The 16,402-nt window shown below is 63.8% G+C and carries 15 protein-coding genes; 5 read left to right on the top strand and 10 right to left on the bottom strand.

What is annotated here, in order from left to right:
- The first annotated feature begins 112 nt into the window (after positions 1-112).
- On the top strand, positions 113-964 hold the full coding sequence (locus tag ACXAC3_RS03885; RefSeq protein ID WP_475156661.1) for a 2-keto-4-pentenoate hydratase: 852 nt from the start codon (positions 113-115) through the stop codon (positions 962-964).
- Here ACXAC3_RS03885 and ACXAC3_RS03880 read toward each other — a convergent pair whose 3' ends face one another.
- The 4 genes from ACXAC3_RS03880 to ACXAC3_RS03865 are packed head-to-tail and all read right to left on the bottom strand — an operon-like array spanning position 965 to position 7,642.
- On the bottom strand, positions 965-3,007 hold the full coding sequence (locus tag ACXAC3_RS03880; protein WP_475156658.1) for a hypothetical protein: 2,043 nt from the start codon (positions 3,005-3,007) through the stop codon (positions 965-967). It lies immediately after the preceding gene.
- A complete protein-coding gene (locus ACXAC3_RS03875; RefSeq protein WP_475156657.1) occupies positions 3,004-5,766 on the bottom strand; it encodes a DUF4159 domain-containing protein in 2,763 nt (920 codons plus the stop codon). Before ACXAC3_RS03875 ends, ACXAC3_RS03880 begins: the two co-directional genes overlap by 4 nt.
- Positions 5,763-6,638 (bottom strand): DUF58 domain-containing protein, encoded by an 876-nt coding sequence (locus ACXAC3_RS03870; RefSeq protein WP_475156655.1) that lies wholly within the window; start codon positions 6,636-6,638, stop codon positions 5,763-5,765. Before ACXAC3_RS03870 ends, ACXAC3_RS03875 begins: the two co-directional genes overlap by 4 nt.
- On the bottom strand, positions 6,635-7,642 hold the full coding sequence (locus ACXAC3_RS03865) for an AAA family ATPase (protein ID WP_475156652.1): 1,008 nt from the start codon (positions 7,640-7,642) through the stop codon (positions 6,635-6,637). Before ACXAC3_RS03865 ends, ACXAC3_RS03870 begins: the two co-directional genes overlap by 4 nt.
- Before the next feature lie 64 nt (positions 7,643-7,706).
- Here ACXAC3_RS03865 and ACXAC3_RS03860 point away from each other — a divergent pair, with 64 nt between their 5' ends.
- On the top strand, positions 7,707-8,285 hold the full coding sequence (locus tag ACXAC3_RS03860) for a DUF1285 domain-containing protein (RefSeq protein ID WP_475156649.1): 579 nt from the start codon (positions 7,707-7,709) through the stop codon (positions 8,283-8,285).
- Here ACXAC3_RS03860 and ACXAC3_RS03855 read toward each other — a convergent pair.
- On the bottom strand, positions 8,282-9,217 hold the full coding sequence (locus ACXAC3_RS03855) for a DMT family transporter (RefSeq protein WP_475156644.1): 936 nt from the start codon (positions 9,215-9,217) through the stop codon (positions 8,282-8,284). The genes ACXAC3_RS03860 and ACXAC3_RS03855 overlap by 4 nt on opposite strands.
- 181 nt (positions 9,218-9,398) lie before the next feature.
- On the opposite strand from ACXAC3_RS03855, the gene ACXAC3_RS03850 reads away from it, so the two are divergent.
- Together ACXAC3_RS03850 and ACXAC3_RS03845 are read left to right on the top strand one after the other, a co-directional pair.
- Positions 9,399-10,148, top strand: a complete 750-nt coding sequence (locus tag ACXAC3_RS03850) for a hydroxypyruvate isomerase family protein (RefSeq protein ID WP_475156639.1) — start codon at positions 9,399-9,401, stop codon at positions 10,146-10,148.
- Between the two features lie 78 nt (positions 10,149-10,226).
- Positions 10,227-10,457, top strand: a complete 231-nt coding sequence (locus tag ACXAC3_RS03845) for a DUF2798 domain-containing protein (RefSeq protein ID WP_475156635.1) — start codon at positions 10,227-10,229, stop codon at positions 10,455-10,457.
- 45 nt (positions 10,458-10,502) lie between these two features.
- Here ACXAC3_RS03845 and polA read toward each other — a convergent pair whose 3' ends face one another.
- The 4 genes from polA to ACXAC3_RS03825 all read right to left on the bottom strand — a co-directional run bounded on the left by polA (position 10,503) and on the right by ACXAC3_RS03825 (position 14,762).
- Positions 10,503-13,298 (bottom strand): DNA polymerase I, encoded by a 2,796-nt coding sequence (polA, locus tag ACXAC3_RS03840; protein ID WP_475156633.1) that lies wholly within the window; start codon positions 13,296-13,298, stop codon positions 10,503-10,505.
- A gap of 70 nt (positions 13,299-13,368) precedes the next feature.
- A complete protein-coding gene (locus ACXAC3_RS03835; RefSeq protein ID WP_475156631.1) occupies positions 13,369-13,839 on the bottom strand; it encodes a hypothetical protein in 471 nt (156 codons plus the stop codon).
- A gap of 62 nt (positions 13,840-13,901) precedes the next feature.
- Positions 13,902-14,585 (bottom strand): TIGR02117 family protein, encoded by a 684-nt coding sequence (locus tag ACXAC3_RS03830; protein ID WP_475156628.1) that lies wholly within the window; start codon positions 14,583-14,585, stop codon positions 13,902-13,904.
- Positions 14,586-14,762, bottom strand: coding sequence for a zinc-finger domain-containing protein (locus ACXAC3_RS03825; protein WP_475156626.1), 177 nt, complete (start codon positions 14,760-14,762; stop codon positions 14,586-14,588).
- A gap of 87 nt (positions 14,763-14,849) precedes the next feature.
- Between ACXAC3_RS03825 and ACXAC3_RS03820 the strand changes: the two genes are divergently transcribed.
- On the top strand, positions 14,850-15,842 hold the full coding sequence (locus ACXAC3_RS03820) for an ABC transporter ATP-binding protein (protein WP_475163363.1): 993 nt from the start codon (positions 14,850-14,852) through the stop codon (positions 15,840-15,842).
- Here ACXAC3_RS03820 and ACXAC3_RS03815 read toward each other — a convergent pair.
- A complete protein-coding gene (locus ACXAC3_RS03815; protein WP_475156625.1) occupies positions 15,839-16,303 on the bottom strand; it encodes a DUF1203 domain-containing protein in 465 nt (154 codons plus the stop codon). The genes ACXAC3_RS03820 and ACXAC3_RS03815 overlap by 4 nt on opposite strands.
- Positions 16,304-16,402: the final 99 nt, after the last annotated feature.

Genomic DNA, 16,402 nt, shown 5'->3' with positions numbered 1-16,402 from the left:
TGATCCCGGGCCAATCCGCGCCCAGCATCCGGGCAGAGCGTGAAAAAGTGTTTAAGCCGTTGCCACCCCGGCGGCGGGCGTGTCAGTCTGTGGTCTGATACGGAGGTCTGCGATGCGTCGAACCCGGTACTTCCCCGCTCTGTTCGCCCTTGTTTTTGGTGCCACGCACGCGATGGCGGAATGCGCCTCACCAGAGCAGATCGACCGCTTTGTACAGGATTACCTGACCGCGACGCCAACGGTGGCGCTGTCGCCCGGTGGCAGCATGGCGGACGCGCTGTGCACGCAGGGCAGGCTTGTCGCCGCGTTAGAGCCGCATCTGGGTCCGGTCATCGGATACAAGACCGGTCTGACCAGCGCCCCCGCGCAGGAAAGGTTCGGCGCGTCCGAGCCGGTTCAGGGCGTGCTGTTCCGCGATATGATGCTGAATGATGGGGCCAGTGTTCCCGCCGCATGGGGCGCGCGTCCGGTCTTTGAAGCCGACCTTATTCTGGTGGTCGGCGACGCGCGGATCAATCAGGCGACAACACCGGCAGAAGTGCTGGAACATGTCTCGGCCATCCATCCCTTTATCGAACTGCCTGACCTGACGCTTGCCGAGGGTGAATCGATCACGCCGGTGACCCTGACGGCCATCGGTGTCGCGCCGAAACTGGGCGTGTTGGGCCCGGCAGTTCCGGTCACCGACCCGGCGGAGATGACGCGGGCGCTGTCGGATATGACAGTAACGCTCAGCGCGGCGGATGGTGAAGTTCTGGCCCAGGTGCCGGGGGTGGCGGTACTGGGCCATCCGGCCAACGCAGCGCTGTGGCTGATCTCCAGGGGGATCGTCTTTCAGCCCGGAGACCTGATCTCGGTCGGGTCGTTCGGGCCGCTGTTCCCGCCGTCAAAGGGCAAGGGTGGCGCAACTGCCACCTATCGGGGCTTGCCGGGCGATCCGACGGTCCGCGTCGTGTTCGATTGATCAGCGCCGGCCCTCACGCAGCCACCCACCCAGCAGGAAGCCGCCGGCCAGCACCAGCACCAGCCAAGGCGGCAGCAGGCCGGCCTGCGTGACATCGCGCGTTTCATAGGCATTGCGGGGTGTCAGACCGATCCAGCCGCGCCCCGCGGCGGGCCGTCCGGCCCGCACATTGCGGATCGCGGGCAGCCCGTCCTCCAGCCGGATGACGCCGCCGCGCATTCCCGCCACCACGGGCTCCAGTATCTCGCCCGTGGCTATGGTGCGTTCGAATTCCTTCGGTGCGGCAGGGCCCAGACCGATCACTGCCATTTGCTCGCCTTCCTGCAGGCGGTAGAGGCCGATTTCCGGCCCGAAATACCGGGCTTCGAAACGGCCGGGGCTGACCTCGTCCAGGGTAATATCAAGCGTTTCGCCATTCGGGCGTGTCACGGTTACCGGCCCGACCTCGTCCTCCAGCGTCTGACGGATGATGCGCATGACCTGACCGTTGGCTTCGGCCCACAGCGCCTCTTCCTCAAGGTCGGGCTCTTTCATCATCCAGTGGGCCAGCCGCCGCAGCAGCTCCAGCTGCGGGCCGCCACCTTCATAGCCGCGGCTCCACAGCCAGGCATGATCCGAGGCCAGCAGCGCCACGCGGCCCTCGCCCACCCGGTCCAGCACCAGCAGCGGGCGGTCGTCCACGCCGGTCATCAACAGCTCGCCAGTGCGGTGATTGACATCGATCTGACGCAACCACGCGCCCCAATCCTCGGAATCGCCGAGGTTCGTCGTCACCGGATGGCGATGGCCCAGATCGGTGACCATTGGGACAAAGCGTTCCTCGATGATCCGGGCCGTCGGCTGGGCCGGAAGGATCGGTGCCAGCGGGGACCGGAAGATACTGTCGGCGCTGGCAAAATCCGGGCCCGCAGCGATCAGCACCGCGCCACCTTCGTTGATGTAGTTGGTGACATTGTCCAGATAGATCGCCGGCAGGATGCCGCGGCGTTTGTAGCGGTCAAAGATGATCAGATCGAAATCGTTGATCTTTTCCAGAAACAGCTCGCGCGTCGGGAAGGCGATCAGCGAAAGCTCGTCCACCGGCACGCCGTCCTGCTTCTCGGGCGGACGGAGGATGGTGAAATGCACCAGATCCACCGAACTGTCAGATTTCAGCAGGTTGCGCCATGTCCGCCCGCCGGGGTGCGGCTCGCCCGAGACCAGCAGGACACGCAGCCGGTCACGCACCCCGTTCATCTGGATCAGCGCGGTGTTGTTGCGGTCGGTCAGCTCACCCTCGGCCTGTGGCACCGTGAACTGGATGACATTGCGCCCGCCATGGGGCAGCGTGATCGGCAGTTCCACATCGACGCCAATCGGGATGCTGAAGCTTTGCGGTTCATCCCCGTCCACCGAGATTTCCAGCGGCGCGGTGGCCGCCCCGCCGGGCGCGGCACCGCTGTCCTCGACCCGCAGGGTCAGGGTGACGGGCTCGCCGATAATGGCAAAGGCCGGGGCGTTGCGGACAATCAGGCGACGGTCCCAGTCGGCGGCGCGCCCGGTTTGCAACAGGTGCATCGGCGCGGGCAGATCGGGGGCCTGATCGACATCGTGCACGATCCCGTCCGACACCACCAGAATGCCCGCGATGCGTGCGCGGGGCTCTTCGGCCAGCGCCGCGTTCAGCGCCGCCATCACCTGCGTGCCTTCGTCGCCGTCCCCGTCACCCAAGGGGATGCGGCGCAGCTCGGTGTTGTCGCGCGACTCGATCTCGGCCGCCAGCGCGTCAGCCGCCAGCAAGGTTTGATCCGCCCGGTCCGACAGGGTCTGGCTGGCGCTTTGATCCTCGACCATCAGCACGATATCGGTCAGCGGCGCGCGGTCCTCGACCTGATAGACCGGACCCGCCAATGCGACGATCACGACCAGCGCCGCCAAACCGCGCAAGGCCCAGCCTGACAGGCCGCGCCATAGGGCCAGAACGATGCCGCCGACCGCAATTGCGGCCACGACGGCCAGAACGGGCCAGGGAATCAGCGGATCGAAGATGACGGTTCCTGTCATTGTCCCAACCTGTCCAGCAGGGCGGGCACGTGGACCTGATCGGATTTGTAATTCCCGGTCAGCACATGCATCACCAGATTGACACCAAAGCGACTGGCCAGCTCGCGCTGGCGCTCTCCGGCATAGCCGCGCCCCACCGGCAACAGCGCCTGCCCGTTGCGGTCCACCGCCCAGGCCGAGGCCCAGTCATTGCCGCCGATCACCACCGGCGTCACGTTGTCGTTGAGGTTGCGGAAGGGCATGCCCTCGATCTGTTCCGCATCCGGCGGCGCGGCTTCGACCCAGACCTCGGTGCCCGCATAGCGGCCCGGGAAATCCTGCAACAGGTAAAAGGCACGGGTCAGTACATGGTCACGCGGAACAGGCTCTAACGAAGGGATATTCAGCGGCCCGGCCAGTTGTTGCAGCTTGCGTCCGTTGGGGCTGGAGGCGCCGAACCGGGCCACATCCGCATCCCGCGTATCGAACAGGATCATCCCGCCGGACCGCAGATAGGCGTTGAGCCGGGCATACGCCTCGGCCGAGGGCTGTGGCTGATCCGGCGTGATCGGCCAGTAGAGCAACGGGAAAAACGCCAGATCGTCACGTTCCAGATCAATTCCGATGGGCTCGGCGGGCTCGACCGACGTGCGATAGAACAGCGTCTGCGCCAGACCGCGCAGGCCGGCCCCCGCCACATCGTCGACCTGTGCGTTGCCGGTCAGCACATGGGCCAGCACCAGCTCTTTGGTGGCATTCAGCGCAAATTCCGTGTCCTGTGGTGTCTGCGCCTGTGCCTGCGGCACCAGCATCACCGCCGCCAGCGCAACCGCCGCGGCCTTTGCCAGACCCAGCCGTCCGGACAAGGCCAGCGAGGCGATTACGTCCACGGTCAGCAGCAGCAGCGCCAGACTGAGCAGAAGACCCCCGACCGGCGTCTCTGTCGTCACTTCCTGCCCCCTGACCGGAACACCCGGCGGCCAGACCACCGGGCTGAGTTCCGCGTCATCGGGCAGCACATTCAGGGCCAGCTTCTGCTTGCCGCTTTCATACAGGCCGGGCCGCAGGTCAGGGCCAACGGTTCCGGACACCAGCGCCGCCCCGTCGACCCCGGCCAGATTGCCCGCGTCGGACAGGGTGCCAAAGCCGTCCATGACCTGAATCGGTTCCCACGTGGTGCCCTGCAACTGGGACACCTGCCGGGATTTCGCCGCCGAGGCCACGGCCAGACGGTCCAGCATTTCCACAAACAGGCCCGACAGCGGCAGGCTGGACCACTCGGCATCCGCGGTCACGTGGAACAGCACCACCTGACCCAGCCCCAGCGCCTTGCGTGTGACCAGCGGCGTGCCATCCGACAGCGAGGCGATCACCCGGTCGGCCAGATTGGGGTCCGGCTGCGCCATGACCTGGGTGGTAACCGTCACGTCACCGGGCACCCGCAGCCCGAAAAAGGGTGAGTTTTCCGGGAAAGGCGCCAGCCCCTTGGCCTCGCCCCAGCTCATCGCGCCGCCGACCGACCGACCGCCGCTGCGCAGGCGCACGGGCAACAGAATGTCTTCTTCGGCCCGGCCCAGATCGCTGGCGGCCATCCGCGGCCCGGCAAAGCGCAGCAGCAGACCGCCCTGTTCGACCCATTCGACCAGCGCGGCCTGTTCCGCATCCGCCAGACCAGCCACATCCGCCAGCACGATGACATCGGGATTGGCGGGCAGCACGTCCAGCAGACCGCCTTCGACGAAATCCGCTGTCGGGATCAGAACCTGCGTCAGGTAATGCAGCGGCGACAGCAGCTCCAGCCCTTCACGGTTCAGCGTGCCTGCAATCAGCGCCACCTCGCGCCGGCGCAGGCTGTCATCGGTCAGGGTCACCGCCCCTGCCGAACGCTGCCCCTGAATTTCGAACCGTGTGATACGGGCGCGCAATTCGGATGGCAGGGCCAGCTCCACCTGAGCCTGCCCTTCGCCGCCGGCAAATTCCATCTCGGCTGACTGCAAAACGCGCATGGCACCGGCCGGATCCCGGCCCTGTGCCAGCACGGTGATGCGGTCGGCCGGGCCGGGAACGGCCCGCCGGGCCGTCAGTTCGATAACCCCGTCCTGATAGGCGGCCGGAAGGATTGCAACCACAGGCGATGGTGACTGAAACACGGTCACGGCCCCGCGCGCCTGCAGCGCCGACAGTACCCTGTCATGCCCGTCATAACTCAGCCGGTCGCTGAACCAATGAGAGTCAAAGCCGCCCTCGACCTGATCCAGCGCGGCGAGCACCTGATCGATCTGCGCCGTGGTCGGCTGCCATGGCATCGGTTCCAGCCCCGGCAGACGTCCGCGCCATGCCTCTGCCGCCTGAAACACCGGCGTTTCAGGTTCGGTCAGCCCCAGGATCGCCACGGTGCGCCCCGCCCGACCGGCCTCGGTCAGTTGCGCGTCGATCTGATCCAGGGTCGAGGACCACCGCGTCGCCCCAGCCCAACTGGCATCCAGCACCAGCAGCAACGGCCCTGACCCGGTCTCGTCCCGTGACGGGTTCAGCACCGGCCCCGCGAGTCCGATGATGATAGCCGCCGCCGCCAGCATCCGCAGCAACAGCAGCCACCACGGCGTCCGGTCCGAGACACTTTCGTCATCCTTCAGACCCAGCAGCAGCGTCACTGCCGGAAACAACCGCAGAATTGGCGCGGGCGGCACTGCGCGCAGGATCAGCCACAGGATCGGCAGGGTCAGAAGACCCAGCAACACCCAGGGCGCGGTGAATCCGATGCCCGCCAGAACCGTCATACCGTCCCCCCGTCCAGCGCGCGATAGAGCCACAGCAAGGCCACCTGCGCGCTGTCGCCGCTGTGATGCAGGCCCAGCTGCCACCCCGTCGCGCGGCACAGATGGGTCAGCGCATCCTTGCGTTCGGCGAGCCGGTCCAGATAGCGGTCGCGCAGGTCCGCGGCTTTCAGGGTTTCATGCCGGACAGAACCTCCGACGCTTTCAAAGATCGTGCGCCCGCGATAGGGAAAACTCTCTTCGCCCGGGTCGAGAACCTGCAGCAGGACGCCGCGCACGCCGCGGTCGGCGGCCTTGGTCAGCGCCAGTTCGACCTCGCCCAGCGGGCCGAGAAAATCAGAGATGAACACGGCCCGGGCATGGGGAATCATGGCGCGGTGTTCGGGCGGGGCATAATCTGGCGCGGCGTCTTCGGACCAGGCCTGCGCCAGCCGGATGATCTGAGCATTGCCGCGCCGGGGCGGCAGGGTGGTGCCGGTCAGCCCCACACGTTCGCCGCCGCGCACCAGAAGGATGGCCGTCGCCAGCCCCAGCAGCCGCGCGCGATCGGCCTTGGTGGGTAAGGACTTGTCCGAAGCAAACCGCATCGAGGCACCCTGATCCACCCACAACATGACCGATTGCGCAATCTGCCATTCCCGTTCACGCACATATTGCTGATCCCCGCGCGCCGAGCGCCGGTGGTCGATCATGCGGCGACTGTCGCCGATCTGGGCGGGGCGGTATTGCCAGAAATCATCGCCAAGGCCCGAACGCCGGCGTCCGTGATCCCCCAGCAGGACGGTACCGGCCAGATGTTCGGCGCGCGCCAAAAGCGGCGGCAGCCGCGACGCCTCGGCTTCGGATCTTTCGCGAAGGGTCAGCGCGGCATTCACGCCGCGGCCTCGGTGCGGATCAGTCCGGCAGCGGTGGATTCGATCAGCTCGGCCAGGCTGTCACCCCGTGCACGCGCCGCAAAGTTCAGCGCCATCCGGTGGCTCAGCACCGGGCGCGCCATGTCCAGCACGTCCTCGGCATTGGGGGCCAGTCGGCCCTGCAGCATCGCCCGCGCCCGCACCGTCATCATCAGCGCCTGCGCGGCGCGGGGGCCGGGGCCCCAGGCCACGGTTTCCGCAACCCGTTCCGAGGCGCCGGGTTCTTCCGGGCGGAAGGCGCGGACCAGATCGAGGATCAGTTCCACCACCGACTCGCCCACCGGCATACGGCGCAGCAGAACCTGTGCGGCCAGCAACTCGTCCATGCTGAAAATCTGATGAGACTCTTCTTCTTCGACACCTGTCGTCGCCAGCAGAATGTCACGTTCGGTCTGACGGTCGGGGTAATCCACGTCGATCTGCACCAGGAACCGGTCCAGTTGTGCCTCGGGCAGCGGATAAGTGCCCTCCTGCTCAATCGGGTTCTGCGTGGCAAGAACGTGGAACGGCACGCCCAGCGCGCGGTCTTCACCGGCAACGGTCACCGTGCGTTCCTGCATCGCCTGCAGCAACGCCGACTGCGTCCGCGGGCTGGCGCGGTTGATTTCATCCGCCATCAGCAACTGGCAGAAGATCGGACCGGGAATGAAACGGAAATGGCGGCTGCCATCTTCGGCGGTGTCCAGAACCTCGGACCCCAGAATATCGGCGGGCATCAGGTCGGGCGTGAACTGAATGCGGTTGCCATGCAGGCCCATCACGGTTGACAGCGTCTCGACCAGCCGCGTCTTGCCCAGGCCGGGCAGGCCGATCAGCAGGGCATGCCCGCCGCACAGCAGCGCGGTCAGGGTCAGATCCACAACCCTTTCCTGTCCGATAAAGCGGCGGGTGATCGAGGACTTGGCCTCTTGCAGTTTGGTTTCCAGCGCTTCGATCTCGGACACGAGGTCGGCAGGTTCGGTCATGACTTTCCCTTCCGTGGACTAATATGGTTGAAGTGTATCGCGCGAAAAGGAAATGGCAAAAGCAATGAGCGGACAAAAACCTGTGACACCTTCGCCGGATGGTTTGGCAGCATCAGTCAAAGCAACCAAAACCAGGGGTTTGCCGCCTGTTCATCTGTGGAATCCTCCGTTTTGCGGTGATCTGGACATCCGGATCGCCAAAGATGGGTCATGGAGTTACTTAGGGTCACCCATCAACAGGTTCGAGCTTGTGAAGCTTTTTTCCTCAATTCTTAAGAAAGAAGACGGGAAATACTTTCTGGTGACCCCGGTCGAAAAGGTGGGAATCACCGTCGAGGACGCACCATTCGTGGCGGTGGACTTCGACGCCGAAGGCCAGGGCCGGGATCAGGTTCTGACGTTTTCCACCCATGTCGGCGACAGCGCGATGGCGGGGCCGGATCATCCGATCCGGATTGTCACCGATCCCGAAACAGAAGAACCTTCCCCGTATATACTGGTGCGCGCGAACCTTGAGGCGCGGATCGACCGCAAGAGCTTTTACCGCCTTGTCGACATCGCCGAACACAATGGCGACTGGTTCGGCGTCTGGTCCGGCGGGCAGTTCTTTCCGCTGATCAAGTCCGGGGACCTCCCGGATTAGGCCCGCTGCGCCGTCCGGCGATCCTGCGCCAATATCACCGCCACAGCGACAATCGCCGCGCCCAGCGCACGGGTCCAGTTCCATTCCTCGCCCAACACCAGCATGATCAACATCACGTAAAACGGTGCGACATTGATATGGAATGAGGCCAGCGCGACCCCCAGCCTGCCCACCGAAGCGATGAAAAACACCTGACTCAGACCCAGCGAGACCAGAGCATAGATCAACAGCATACCGACCTGTTGCAGATCGACCGCTGCGGCGGGCATGACCTCCATTCCCATTTGTCCCGCTGCAAAGAACAGAACCCCGGCCACGACCAACCCGCCGACAAGCGTGATCGAGCTGCGCCCGATCTGGCTGAGTTCCGGAAAGTCGCGCGCGGTCGCCATGCTCGCCCAGCAGAACAGCCCGGTTGACAGGATGGCGCAGCCAGCACCCAACCCCAGCTGGGCCGGAGCCACCGCGCTGGTGGCGATCAGCCCGCCGATGATCGACACCAGCACACCCAGGGCAAAGTTCAGCCGCAATCGCCGCGTTCCGGTCGCCATTTCCAGCAGGGTCGCAAACAACGGCGCGCAGGAGGCGATGATGGCGACGGTCACCGGATCGGTCAGTTTCTGCGCCAGAATGATCAGGAACATGCCGGCGCCCAGCGTTCCGCCGACCAGCAACGCATGCCGCCAGCGGGCGCGAAGCACCCGCGACGGACCGTCGATCAGTATCCAGACCGGGACCAGAAAAACCACCGCCAGGGCCAGCCGGGCCGCGAACAACGCGACCGGAGGCCAGCTTTGCAGAAGCACTTCGGCCGCCGGAAACCCGGCCGCCCAGGTCAGCATGGACGCCACCGCCAACCCGTTGCCGGAAAAGGCGGAACTGCGCCCGCCAGACACAGACAGGGTGTTCCCGCGCACGGGGTCAGGGCTCATCGCCATGGTATTCGGACCTTCTGTTGGTACGGCGCCGTTGAAATGATTCGCCGTATTGTCCCAAAGGTTCCTGAAACCGGCGGGGCGATCTGGCTGATTTTCGACAATCTGTCGTTTTCAGTCCCTTTCCCGGCAGGCACCGCGCGATTAAGGTCCCCCCACCCTTTGCCCGAGGTCACACATGCCCAAATTCGCCGCCAATATTTCCCTGCTCTTTGCCGAGCTTCCCTATCTGGACCGGTTTCAGGCGGCGGCGGATGCGGGTTTCAGGGCTGTCGAGATTCTGTTCCCTTACGAACTGGCCGCGAAAGAGACCCGCCGCGCCCTGCTGGCCAACGATCTGGAACTGGTGCTGATCAACGCGCCACCCCCGAATTACACCGGCGGCGCACCCGGATACGCGGCGGTGCCCGGCGGCGAGGCCCGGTTCCGGTCGGATATCCGCCGCGTCCTGCGCTATGCCGAGGTGCTGCGGCCGGGTCTGATCCACATCATGTCAGGCTATGCGGCCGGGGCCGAGGCGCTGAACAGCTTTGTGCAGAACCTGCAATGGGCTGCGGATATCGCACCCCGGCAGCAATTCACGATCGAACCGCTCAACCCGTCCTCGCAGCCTGGGTATTTCCTCAATGACTATGATCTGGCGGCTGAAGTGCTGGACCGGGCGGACCGCCCCAATATCGGTCTGCAATTCGACAGTTTTCATGCCCATATGATCCACGGCGATGCGCTGGCCGTCTGGGATCGCTTTCACCCCAGAGTCGCCCATGCTCAGATCGGGGCCGCCCCGGACCGGGCGGAACCGGGCCGCGGGCCAACGGATTTCACACGCCTGTACGCGGCCATGGATGACACCGGCTATTCCGGTTGGGTCAGCGCCGAATACAACCCGTCCACCCCGCGCACCGTTGCATCGCTGGGCTGGATGTAGTCCCGGAACGACGTCCTGTCTGGAAATCGGCTGGAAAATACCGCAAACCGGGGCAACGCGATTCTCAGGATGCCTCAGATGATCCCCAGCCGCTATGCCCGTGCCCTGTTCAGCCTGATCATGTCGGGATTGATGTCCTGCATCGTGACCGGCATCGCAACGGTCAAGGCGATCGGCTTCGGGCCAGGCACACTGGGGGACTGGATGGCATCCTGGGCCTTTTGCTGGCCCATAGCCTTCACAGTAATCCTTGTGCTGGGCCCATCGGTGCAACGGCTGGTCGGCCGGATGGTCAGGCCGCAGGACTGACCCGCTGCGAAGAGGGCCCGCCGGGCCGGATGAGCAGCGCCGCCCTTAATGCGCCTCGGCCCAGTTGGCCCCCTGCCCGGCATCCACGCTCAGCTTCACATCCAGTTTCACGGCAGGATCGGATGCGCCTTCCATAACGTCGCGGGCCACACCGATCACCTGATCCACCGCATCCTCGGCCACTTCGAACAGCAATTCGTCATGCACCTGCAACAGCATCTTGGCAGGCAGCCCGTTGATGGCATCCGGCATCCGCACCATCGCGCGCCGGATCACATCCGCCGCCGTGCCCTGAATCGGCGCGTTGATTGCAGCCCGGCGCGAGAATCCCGCATGCGGTCCTTTTGCGTTGATCTCGGGCGTGTGGATTTTTCGACCAAACAGCGTCTGCACATAGCCATGTTCTTTGGCAAAGGCGACAGTGTCGTCCATGTAGCGGCGTATGCCCGGGAACCGCTCGAAATAGCGGTCGATGAAGCCCTGCGCCTCGGCCCGTGGGATGCGCAGATTGCGCGCCAGACCAAAACCCGAGATGCCATAGATCACACCAAAATTGATCGCCTTGGCCTGACGGCGGATATCCGGCGTCATCTCGTCCAGCGGTACATCGAACATCTCGGACGCGGTCATGGCGTGAATGTCCAGGCCATCCGAAAACGCCTGTTTCAGAGCCGAAATATCCGCGATATGCGCCAGAATGCGCAGCTCGATCTGACTGTAGTCGAGGCTGACCAGCACATTGCCCGGCTCAGCAATAAACGCCTCGCGAATGCGCCGCCCTTCTTCGGTGCGCACCGGGATGTTCTGCAAGTTGGGATCGGTCGAGGCCAGACGTCCGGTATTGGCCCCGGTGATCGAATAAGACGTATGCACCCGCCCCGTATCAGGGTTGATATGGGTCTGCAGAGCATCCGTGTAAGTCGATTTCAATTTGGAAAGCTGCCGCCAGTCCAGCACCCGGCGCGGCAGTTCATGTTCGGTCGCGAGGTCTTCAAGAATGTCTGCCCCGGTCGAGTATTTCCCGGTCTTGCCCTTCTTGCCGCCTTCCAGCCCCATCTTGTCGAACAGGATCTCGCCCAGTTGCGCGGGGGAACCGACGTTGAATTTCTCATCCGCCAACTCGTGGATTTCAGCCTCTAAGCCAGCCATTTTTTGCGCAAAAGCGTTGGACATGCGGCTGAGAACATCACGGTCGACCTTGATACCGTGCATCTCCATCTCGGCCAGAACCGGCACCAGCGGGCGTTCGAGTGTCTCATAGACCGTCGTCACCTGCACCTGATGCAGTTGCGGTTTGAACAGCTTCCACAGCCGCAGCGTGATATCCGCATCCTCGGCGGCATAGGCCGTGGCCTCGTCAATCGGCACCTTGTCGAAAGTAATCGCCGATTTGCCCGAGCCCAACAGCGGCTTGATCGGGATCGGCGTGTGGCTCAGGTAACGCTCGGACAAGGTATCCATGCCATGCCCATGCTCGCCGCCATGCATCGCATAGGACATCAGCATCGTATCGTCGATGGGTGTGACGTCGACTCCGTAACGCCTGAATATCTTGGCGTCATATTTCATGTTCTGCCCGATCTTGAGGATCGACGGGTCCTCGAACATTGGTTTCAGCAGGGTCAGGGCCTCATCCAGCGGCATCTGCCCCTCGGCCAGCGCGTCCGAACCGAACAGGTCATCACTGGCTCCGTCCCGATGCGTCAGTGGGATATAACAGGCCTCGCCCGCTTCGACACACAGCGAGATACCGACCAGATCGGCGATCATCTCGTTCAGTCCGGTGGTTTCGGTATCCACGGCGACCCAACCCCGTTCATACGCCTGATCGATCCATTTTTGCAGCGCCGCGATATCCCGCACGCATTCATATTTCTCTGCGTCGAACGGGACGGTTTCAGTTTCGCTCTCAACTTCGGCGGCGGGCGCTTCGGGGATCACCGGAGTCTCGACCCCCAGCTTGTCAGCGATGCGTTTGGTGAGGGTGCGGAATTCCATTTCGGCCAGAAAACCCATCAGCGCGTCCGGCTCGGGGTCTTTCACTTCAAGATCGTCCAGCGTGAAATCCAGCGGTGTGTTTTCGTCCAGCTGCACCAGCTTTTTCGACAGTTCGATCTGGTCGCGCTTTTCGATCAGGGTCTGGCGGCGTTTGGGCTGCTTGATCTCTTCGGCGCGATCCAACAGGGTTTCCAGATCGCCATATTCATTGATCAGCAGGGCCGCCGTCTTGACTCCAATGCCCGGCGCGCCCGGGACGTTATCGACACTGTCCCCGGCCAGGGACTGCACATCGACGACGCGTTCCGGGCCGACGCCGAATTTTTCGATCACCCCGTCCCGGTCGATGCGCTTGTTTTTCATCGCATCCAGCATTTCGACGCCGTCGCCAACCAGCTGCATCAGGTCCTTGTCCGAGCTGACGATGGTCACCCGGCCCCCGGCCTCACGCGCCTGAACGGCGAGCGTGGCGATGATGTCGTCGGCCTCATACCCCTCCAGCTCTTTGCAGGCGATGTTGAAGGCGCGGGTCGCCTCGCGGGTCAGCGGCATCTGCGGTCGCAGGTCTTCGGGCATTGCCTCGCGGTTGGCCTTGTAGAGGTCATAAAGGTCGTTGCGGAACGTATGAGAGCCCTTGTCGAAGATCACCGCCACATGGGTCGGCGCGTCCGGCCCGTCATTCCCTTCGACATATTTCTGCAGCATGTTGCAAAAGCCCGAAACCGCCCCGATCGGCAAACCGTCGGATTTCCGCGTCAGTGGCGGCAGCGCGTGATAGGCCCGAAAAATAAAGGCTGATCCGTCGATCAGATGCAGGTGACACCCTTTTCCGAAATTGCTCATGCGCGCTCTCCCTGTCGGTCAGGGATGGTTCTGCCACAGGGTCGGACGGGTGGCCAGTCAAGAACGTCTTTCAGCCGCCGAAGAGACCCGAGAAGAAATCCGAGAAACTGTGCAGCAGCGCCATGATGACCAGCACCCCGAGGAAGGCAAAAAAGGCGAAGGCGAAGAACTGAAACAGGATCGCGCCCGTGCCTATCACCGCGCCTGCGATGGCCGGGCGCATGTTTTCGTGGCGCAGAATGCCAATGGCCGAAAGGATAATGGCCAGCCCGCCCAGCATCGCCACACCGATGCGCAGAAGATCATCCAGATCACGGGTGGGGGTGACGGGCGCGGGCTGTTCCATCCCGGCCGCAGCGCGCAGGGTGGACTTGCCGATCTCAGCCGCCAGTTCACCCAGAGTGACGCCGGTTGTCTGTTGCGGCGCAAATGGCCCTGCCCAGAAAACGAACAGGGCGGACAACAGAGAAACCGCGCTGACCGCAAATCCCAGCCAGCCGAATACAGGCGACGGGGGCGTTTGAACCGAAACATGCGACATGGGTACTGCTCACGTTGTTTGACCCGCCATTACCGCAACAAAACGGCAATTCTGGGGCGGGTTCACGGTGCGGAGCTTTGGAAAAGCCAGCGCGACAGCGTGACGGAATAGGGCAGCGGCACCCAAAGACCAAACCGGATATCCGCCGCACGCAACATCTGTCCCACCCAGACGTTGCAGGTCTGGAATAGGTTGAACCGGCCCCGTGCCTCGAAAAACCGGTCTGTCGCGGAAAATCCCGGCACTTCCAGCGGCCGCAAAGCGCCCTGATCTGATCGGGCAAAGCTGGCCTCGATCGCAATCAGGAAGCGGTCGAACTGAGCGGGCGTCATCACGATCCACGGCAGCTCGGCATCCGGCCGCAGCGGTTCCAGCACGTCGGCTCGGATCACCGAACCGTCGCCTGTCAGCCCTTTGAGAATGGCCATGGCGCTGACGTCCGAATAGGTGCCTGTGGTGGTATAGAATTCGCGTGCGCCCCAGCCGATCAACAGCCACCTGGCCTGCGGCTGATCCAGTGCAAGCCCCGCATCGGACAGGGCGCGCAGCCTTTGGCGCACATCCGGGGTCAGCGGGATTAGAAAATCGTAATGTATCGGACCCCGGATCAGCCCGACGTCTACAGTCGCCCGGCCGTTATCCGGGCTGGTGCGCCCTGGTATGATCGCCCCGAGCGTCGCCGCCAGAAAATAGAGAATAACCAGCAGACCCCCGCCCAGCGCGACGCGTCGGGCGGCCCGGCGCACTTATTCCGCCCCGGAACCTTTCAGCACGTATTTGCAGTCGCAATAGGGGCATTCGACCCAGCCGGTATCCTCGGGGATCTGCAACCAGACGCGCGGATGGCCCAACGCACCTTCGCCGCCGTCACAGGCGATACGGGCGGTTTCGACGATCTTGGTTTCCGGCGCTTCGATGGTCACGGCTGGCGATCCTTCTTCGGTTGTCGGCCTCGCGGGCATGTAATAGGTGCGTTTATGAGCGATGAGCAAACCGGGGGCAAGAGCCACATGAGCGATGCGGCAATCAGGATCGAAGGGCTGCGCAAGACCTATCGCGGCGGCAAGGGTCAGCCCGAGAAGCAGGCGCTGAAGGGCATCAACCTGACTGTCCCGTGCGGCTCGGTCTTTGGTCTGCTGGGGCCGAACGGGGCCGGCAAATCGACCCTGATCAACATTCTCGCCGGTCTGGTGGTGAAATCGGCGGGGTCCGTGTCGATCTGGGGTTTTGATCAGGACCGGAACCCGCGCCAGTCGCGCGCTGCAATCGGCGTGATGCCGCAGGAACTGAACCTTGACCCCTTTTTCACCCCGCGCGGCGCGCTGGAAGTTCAGGCTGGGCTGTATGGCGTGCCGAAATCCGAACGCCGCAGCGACGAGATTCTGGAACTGGTTGGCCTCAGCGACAAGGCCGAGGCGTATGCCCGCACGCTTTCGGGCGGGATGCGGCGGCGGTTGCTTCTGGCCAAGGCGCTGGTGCAACACCCCAAGATTCTGGTGCTGGACGAACCCACGGCGGGCGTGGATATCGAACTGCGCCAGATGCTCTGGACCAATGTGCGCAGGCTGAATGAACAGGGCATGACCATCATTCTGACCACGCATTATCTGGAAGAAGCGCAGGAAATGTGTGACGAGATCGCCATCATCAACCACGGCGAAAAAATCGCGCAGGACAGCACCGCCAACCTGCTGGGCCGCATGGACAGCCGCACCATGGTGATCGTACCGGACAGCCCGGTCATCGACCTGCCGGTCGCCGAAGGCGTCGACGCCGCGCTGCGCGATGACGGCAGCCTGGTGCTGCAATACCGCAGCGCCCAGACCAGCGCCGAGCAGGTTCTGGCCTCCGTACGAGCCGCCGATATCCGCATCCGCGACGTGCGCACCGAAGAGGCCGATCTTGAGGATGTCTTCCTAGCCCTGACCTCCAGCCGGGCCGACGATCCCCCGGCCGAGGACCGGAATCAGCCCCGTCGGGGGATGCACCGGGTCAAGCTTTAGACCCGGTCGATTCTTGCCTGATAGCAATTGTTGCGGGCCGAGCGGACGTGAATATAGGCCACATCCGGACGCGCAAAGATATCGCTGACCGCATCTCCGATCCGATCCGTGGGCGTGATCGCCCCGGTGCCATAGACGATCCGGTCATCCGCCCCGTAGCCCTTGATCAGATAGTCGGGCGAGGTCGTCAGAATCTCGGGCACCGCATCGCCCTGATGCCGTTCGCATGGCGCGGCGCACAGAAAAATCGGACCCGTTTCCGCATAGGGATGTGTCTCTAAAAAGGGGCGATGGGCCAGTATCAGCATGTCTTCTCCTTCTGGAATGTTGCGCAGACAGTGCCGGCAGGGGTTGCCGTGCCCGTCTGACACCGCGCGCTCGGGGGTGGCACCATAGGCATCCGGGCCTCCGGCCTGATAGGCGCGGACTTCGTCGGTGGGAAGGGCAGTGATCTTGAACATATCGGGTCTCCTGTTTTGTGGCGACCATGCCCGCCCGCCTGCCTCCGAGGCGACCCGTTTCCTGCGCATTGGCGCAAAGGACTCGAAAAAGAACAAAAC

The organism is Ruegeria sp. ABV4_181 (genome assembly GCF_056158465.1).
Note: the sequence above shows the minus strand (reverse complement) of the source record. Positions and strands in the feature narration are given on the sequence as shown.

Bases quoted from the DNA above. Each gene is read 5' to 3' on its own strand.
- ACXAC3_RS03850 (WP_475156639.1), top strand. From the start codon at position 9,399: ATGCCCAAATTCGCCGCCAATATTTCCCTGCTCTTTGCCGAGCTTCCC.
- ACXAC3_RS03815 (WP_475156625.1), bottom strand. From the start codon at position 16,303: ATGTTCAAGATCACTGCCCTTCCCACCGACGAAGTCCGCGCCTATCAG.
- ACXAC3_RS03885 (WP_475156661.1), top strand. From the start codon at position 113: ATGCGTCGAACCCGGTACTTCCCCGCTCTGTTCGCCCTTGTTTTTGGT.
- ACXAC3_RS03855 (WP_475156644.1), bottom strand. From the start codon at position 9,217: ATGAGCCCTGACCCCGTGCGCGGGAACACCCTGTCTGTGTCTGGCGGG.
- polA (WP_475156633.1), bottom strand. From the start codon at position 13,298: ATGAGCAATTTCGGAAAAGGGTGTCACCTGCATCTGATCGACGGATCA.
- ACXAC3_RS03860 (WP_475156649.1), top strand. From the start codon at position 7,707: ATGAGCGGACAAAAACCTGTGACACCTTCGCCGGATGGTTTGGCAGCA.
- ACXAC3_RS03835 (WP_475156631.1), bottom strand. From the start codon at position 13,839: ATGTCGCATGTTTCGGTTCAAACGCCCCCGTCGCCTGTATTCGGCTGG.
- ACXAC3_RS03865 (WP_475156652.1), bottom strand. From the start codon at position 7,642: ATGACCGAACCTGCCGACCTCGTGTCCGAGATCGAAGCGCTGGAAACC.
- ACXAC3_RS03880 (WP_475156658.1), bottom strand. From the start codon at position 3,007: ATGACAGGAACCGTCATCTTCGATCCGCTGATTCCCTGGCCCGTTCTG.
- ACXAC3_RS03875 (WP_475156657.1), bottom strand. From the start codon at position 5,766: ATGACGGTTCTGGCGGGCATCGGATTCACCGCGCCCTGGGTGTTGCTG.
- ACXAC3_RS03820 (WP_475163363.1), top strand. From the start codon at position 14,850: ATGAGCGATGCGGCAATCAGGATCGAAGGGCTGCGCAAGACCTATCGC.
- ACXAC3_RS03845 (WP_475156635.1), top strand. From the start codon at position 10,227: ATGATCCCCAGCCGCTATGCCCGTGCCCTGTTCAGCCTGATCATGTCG.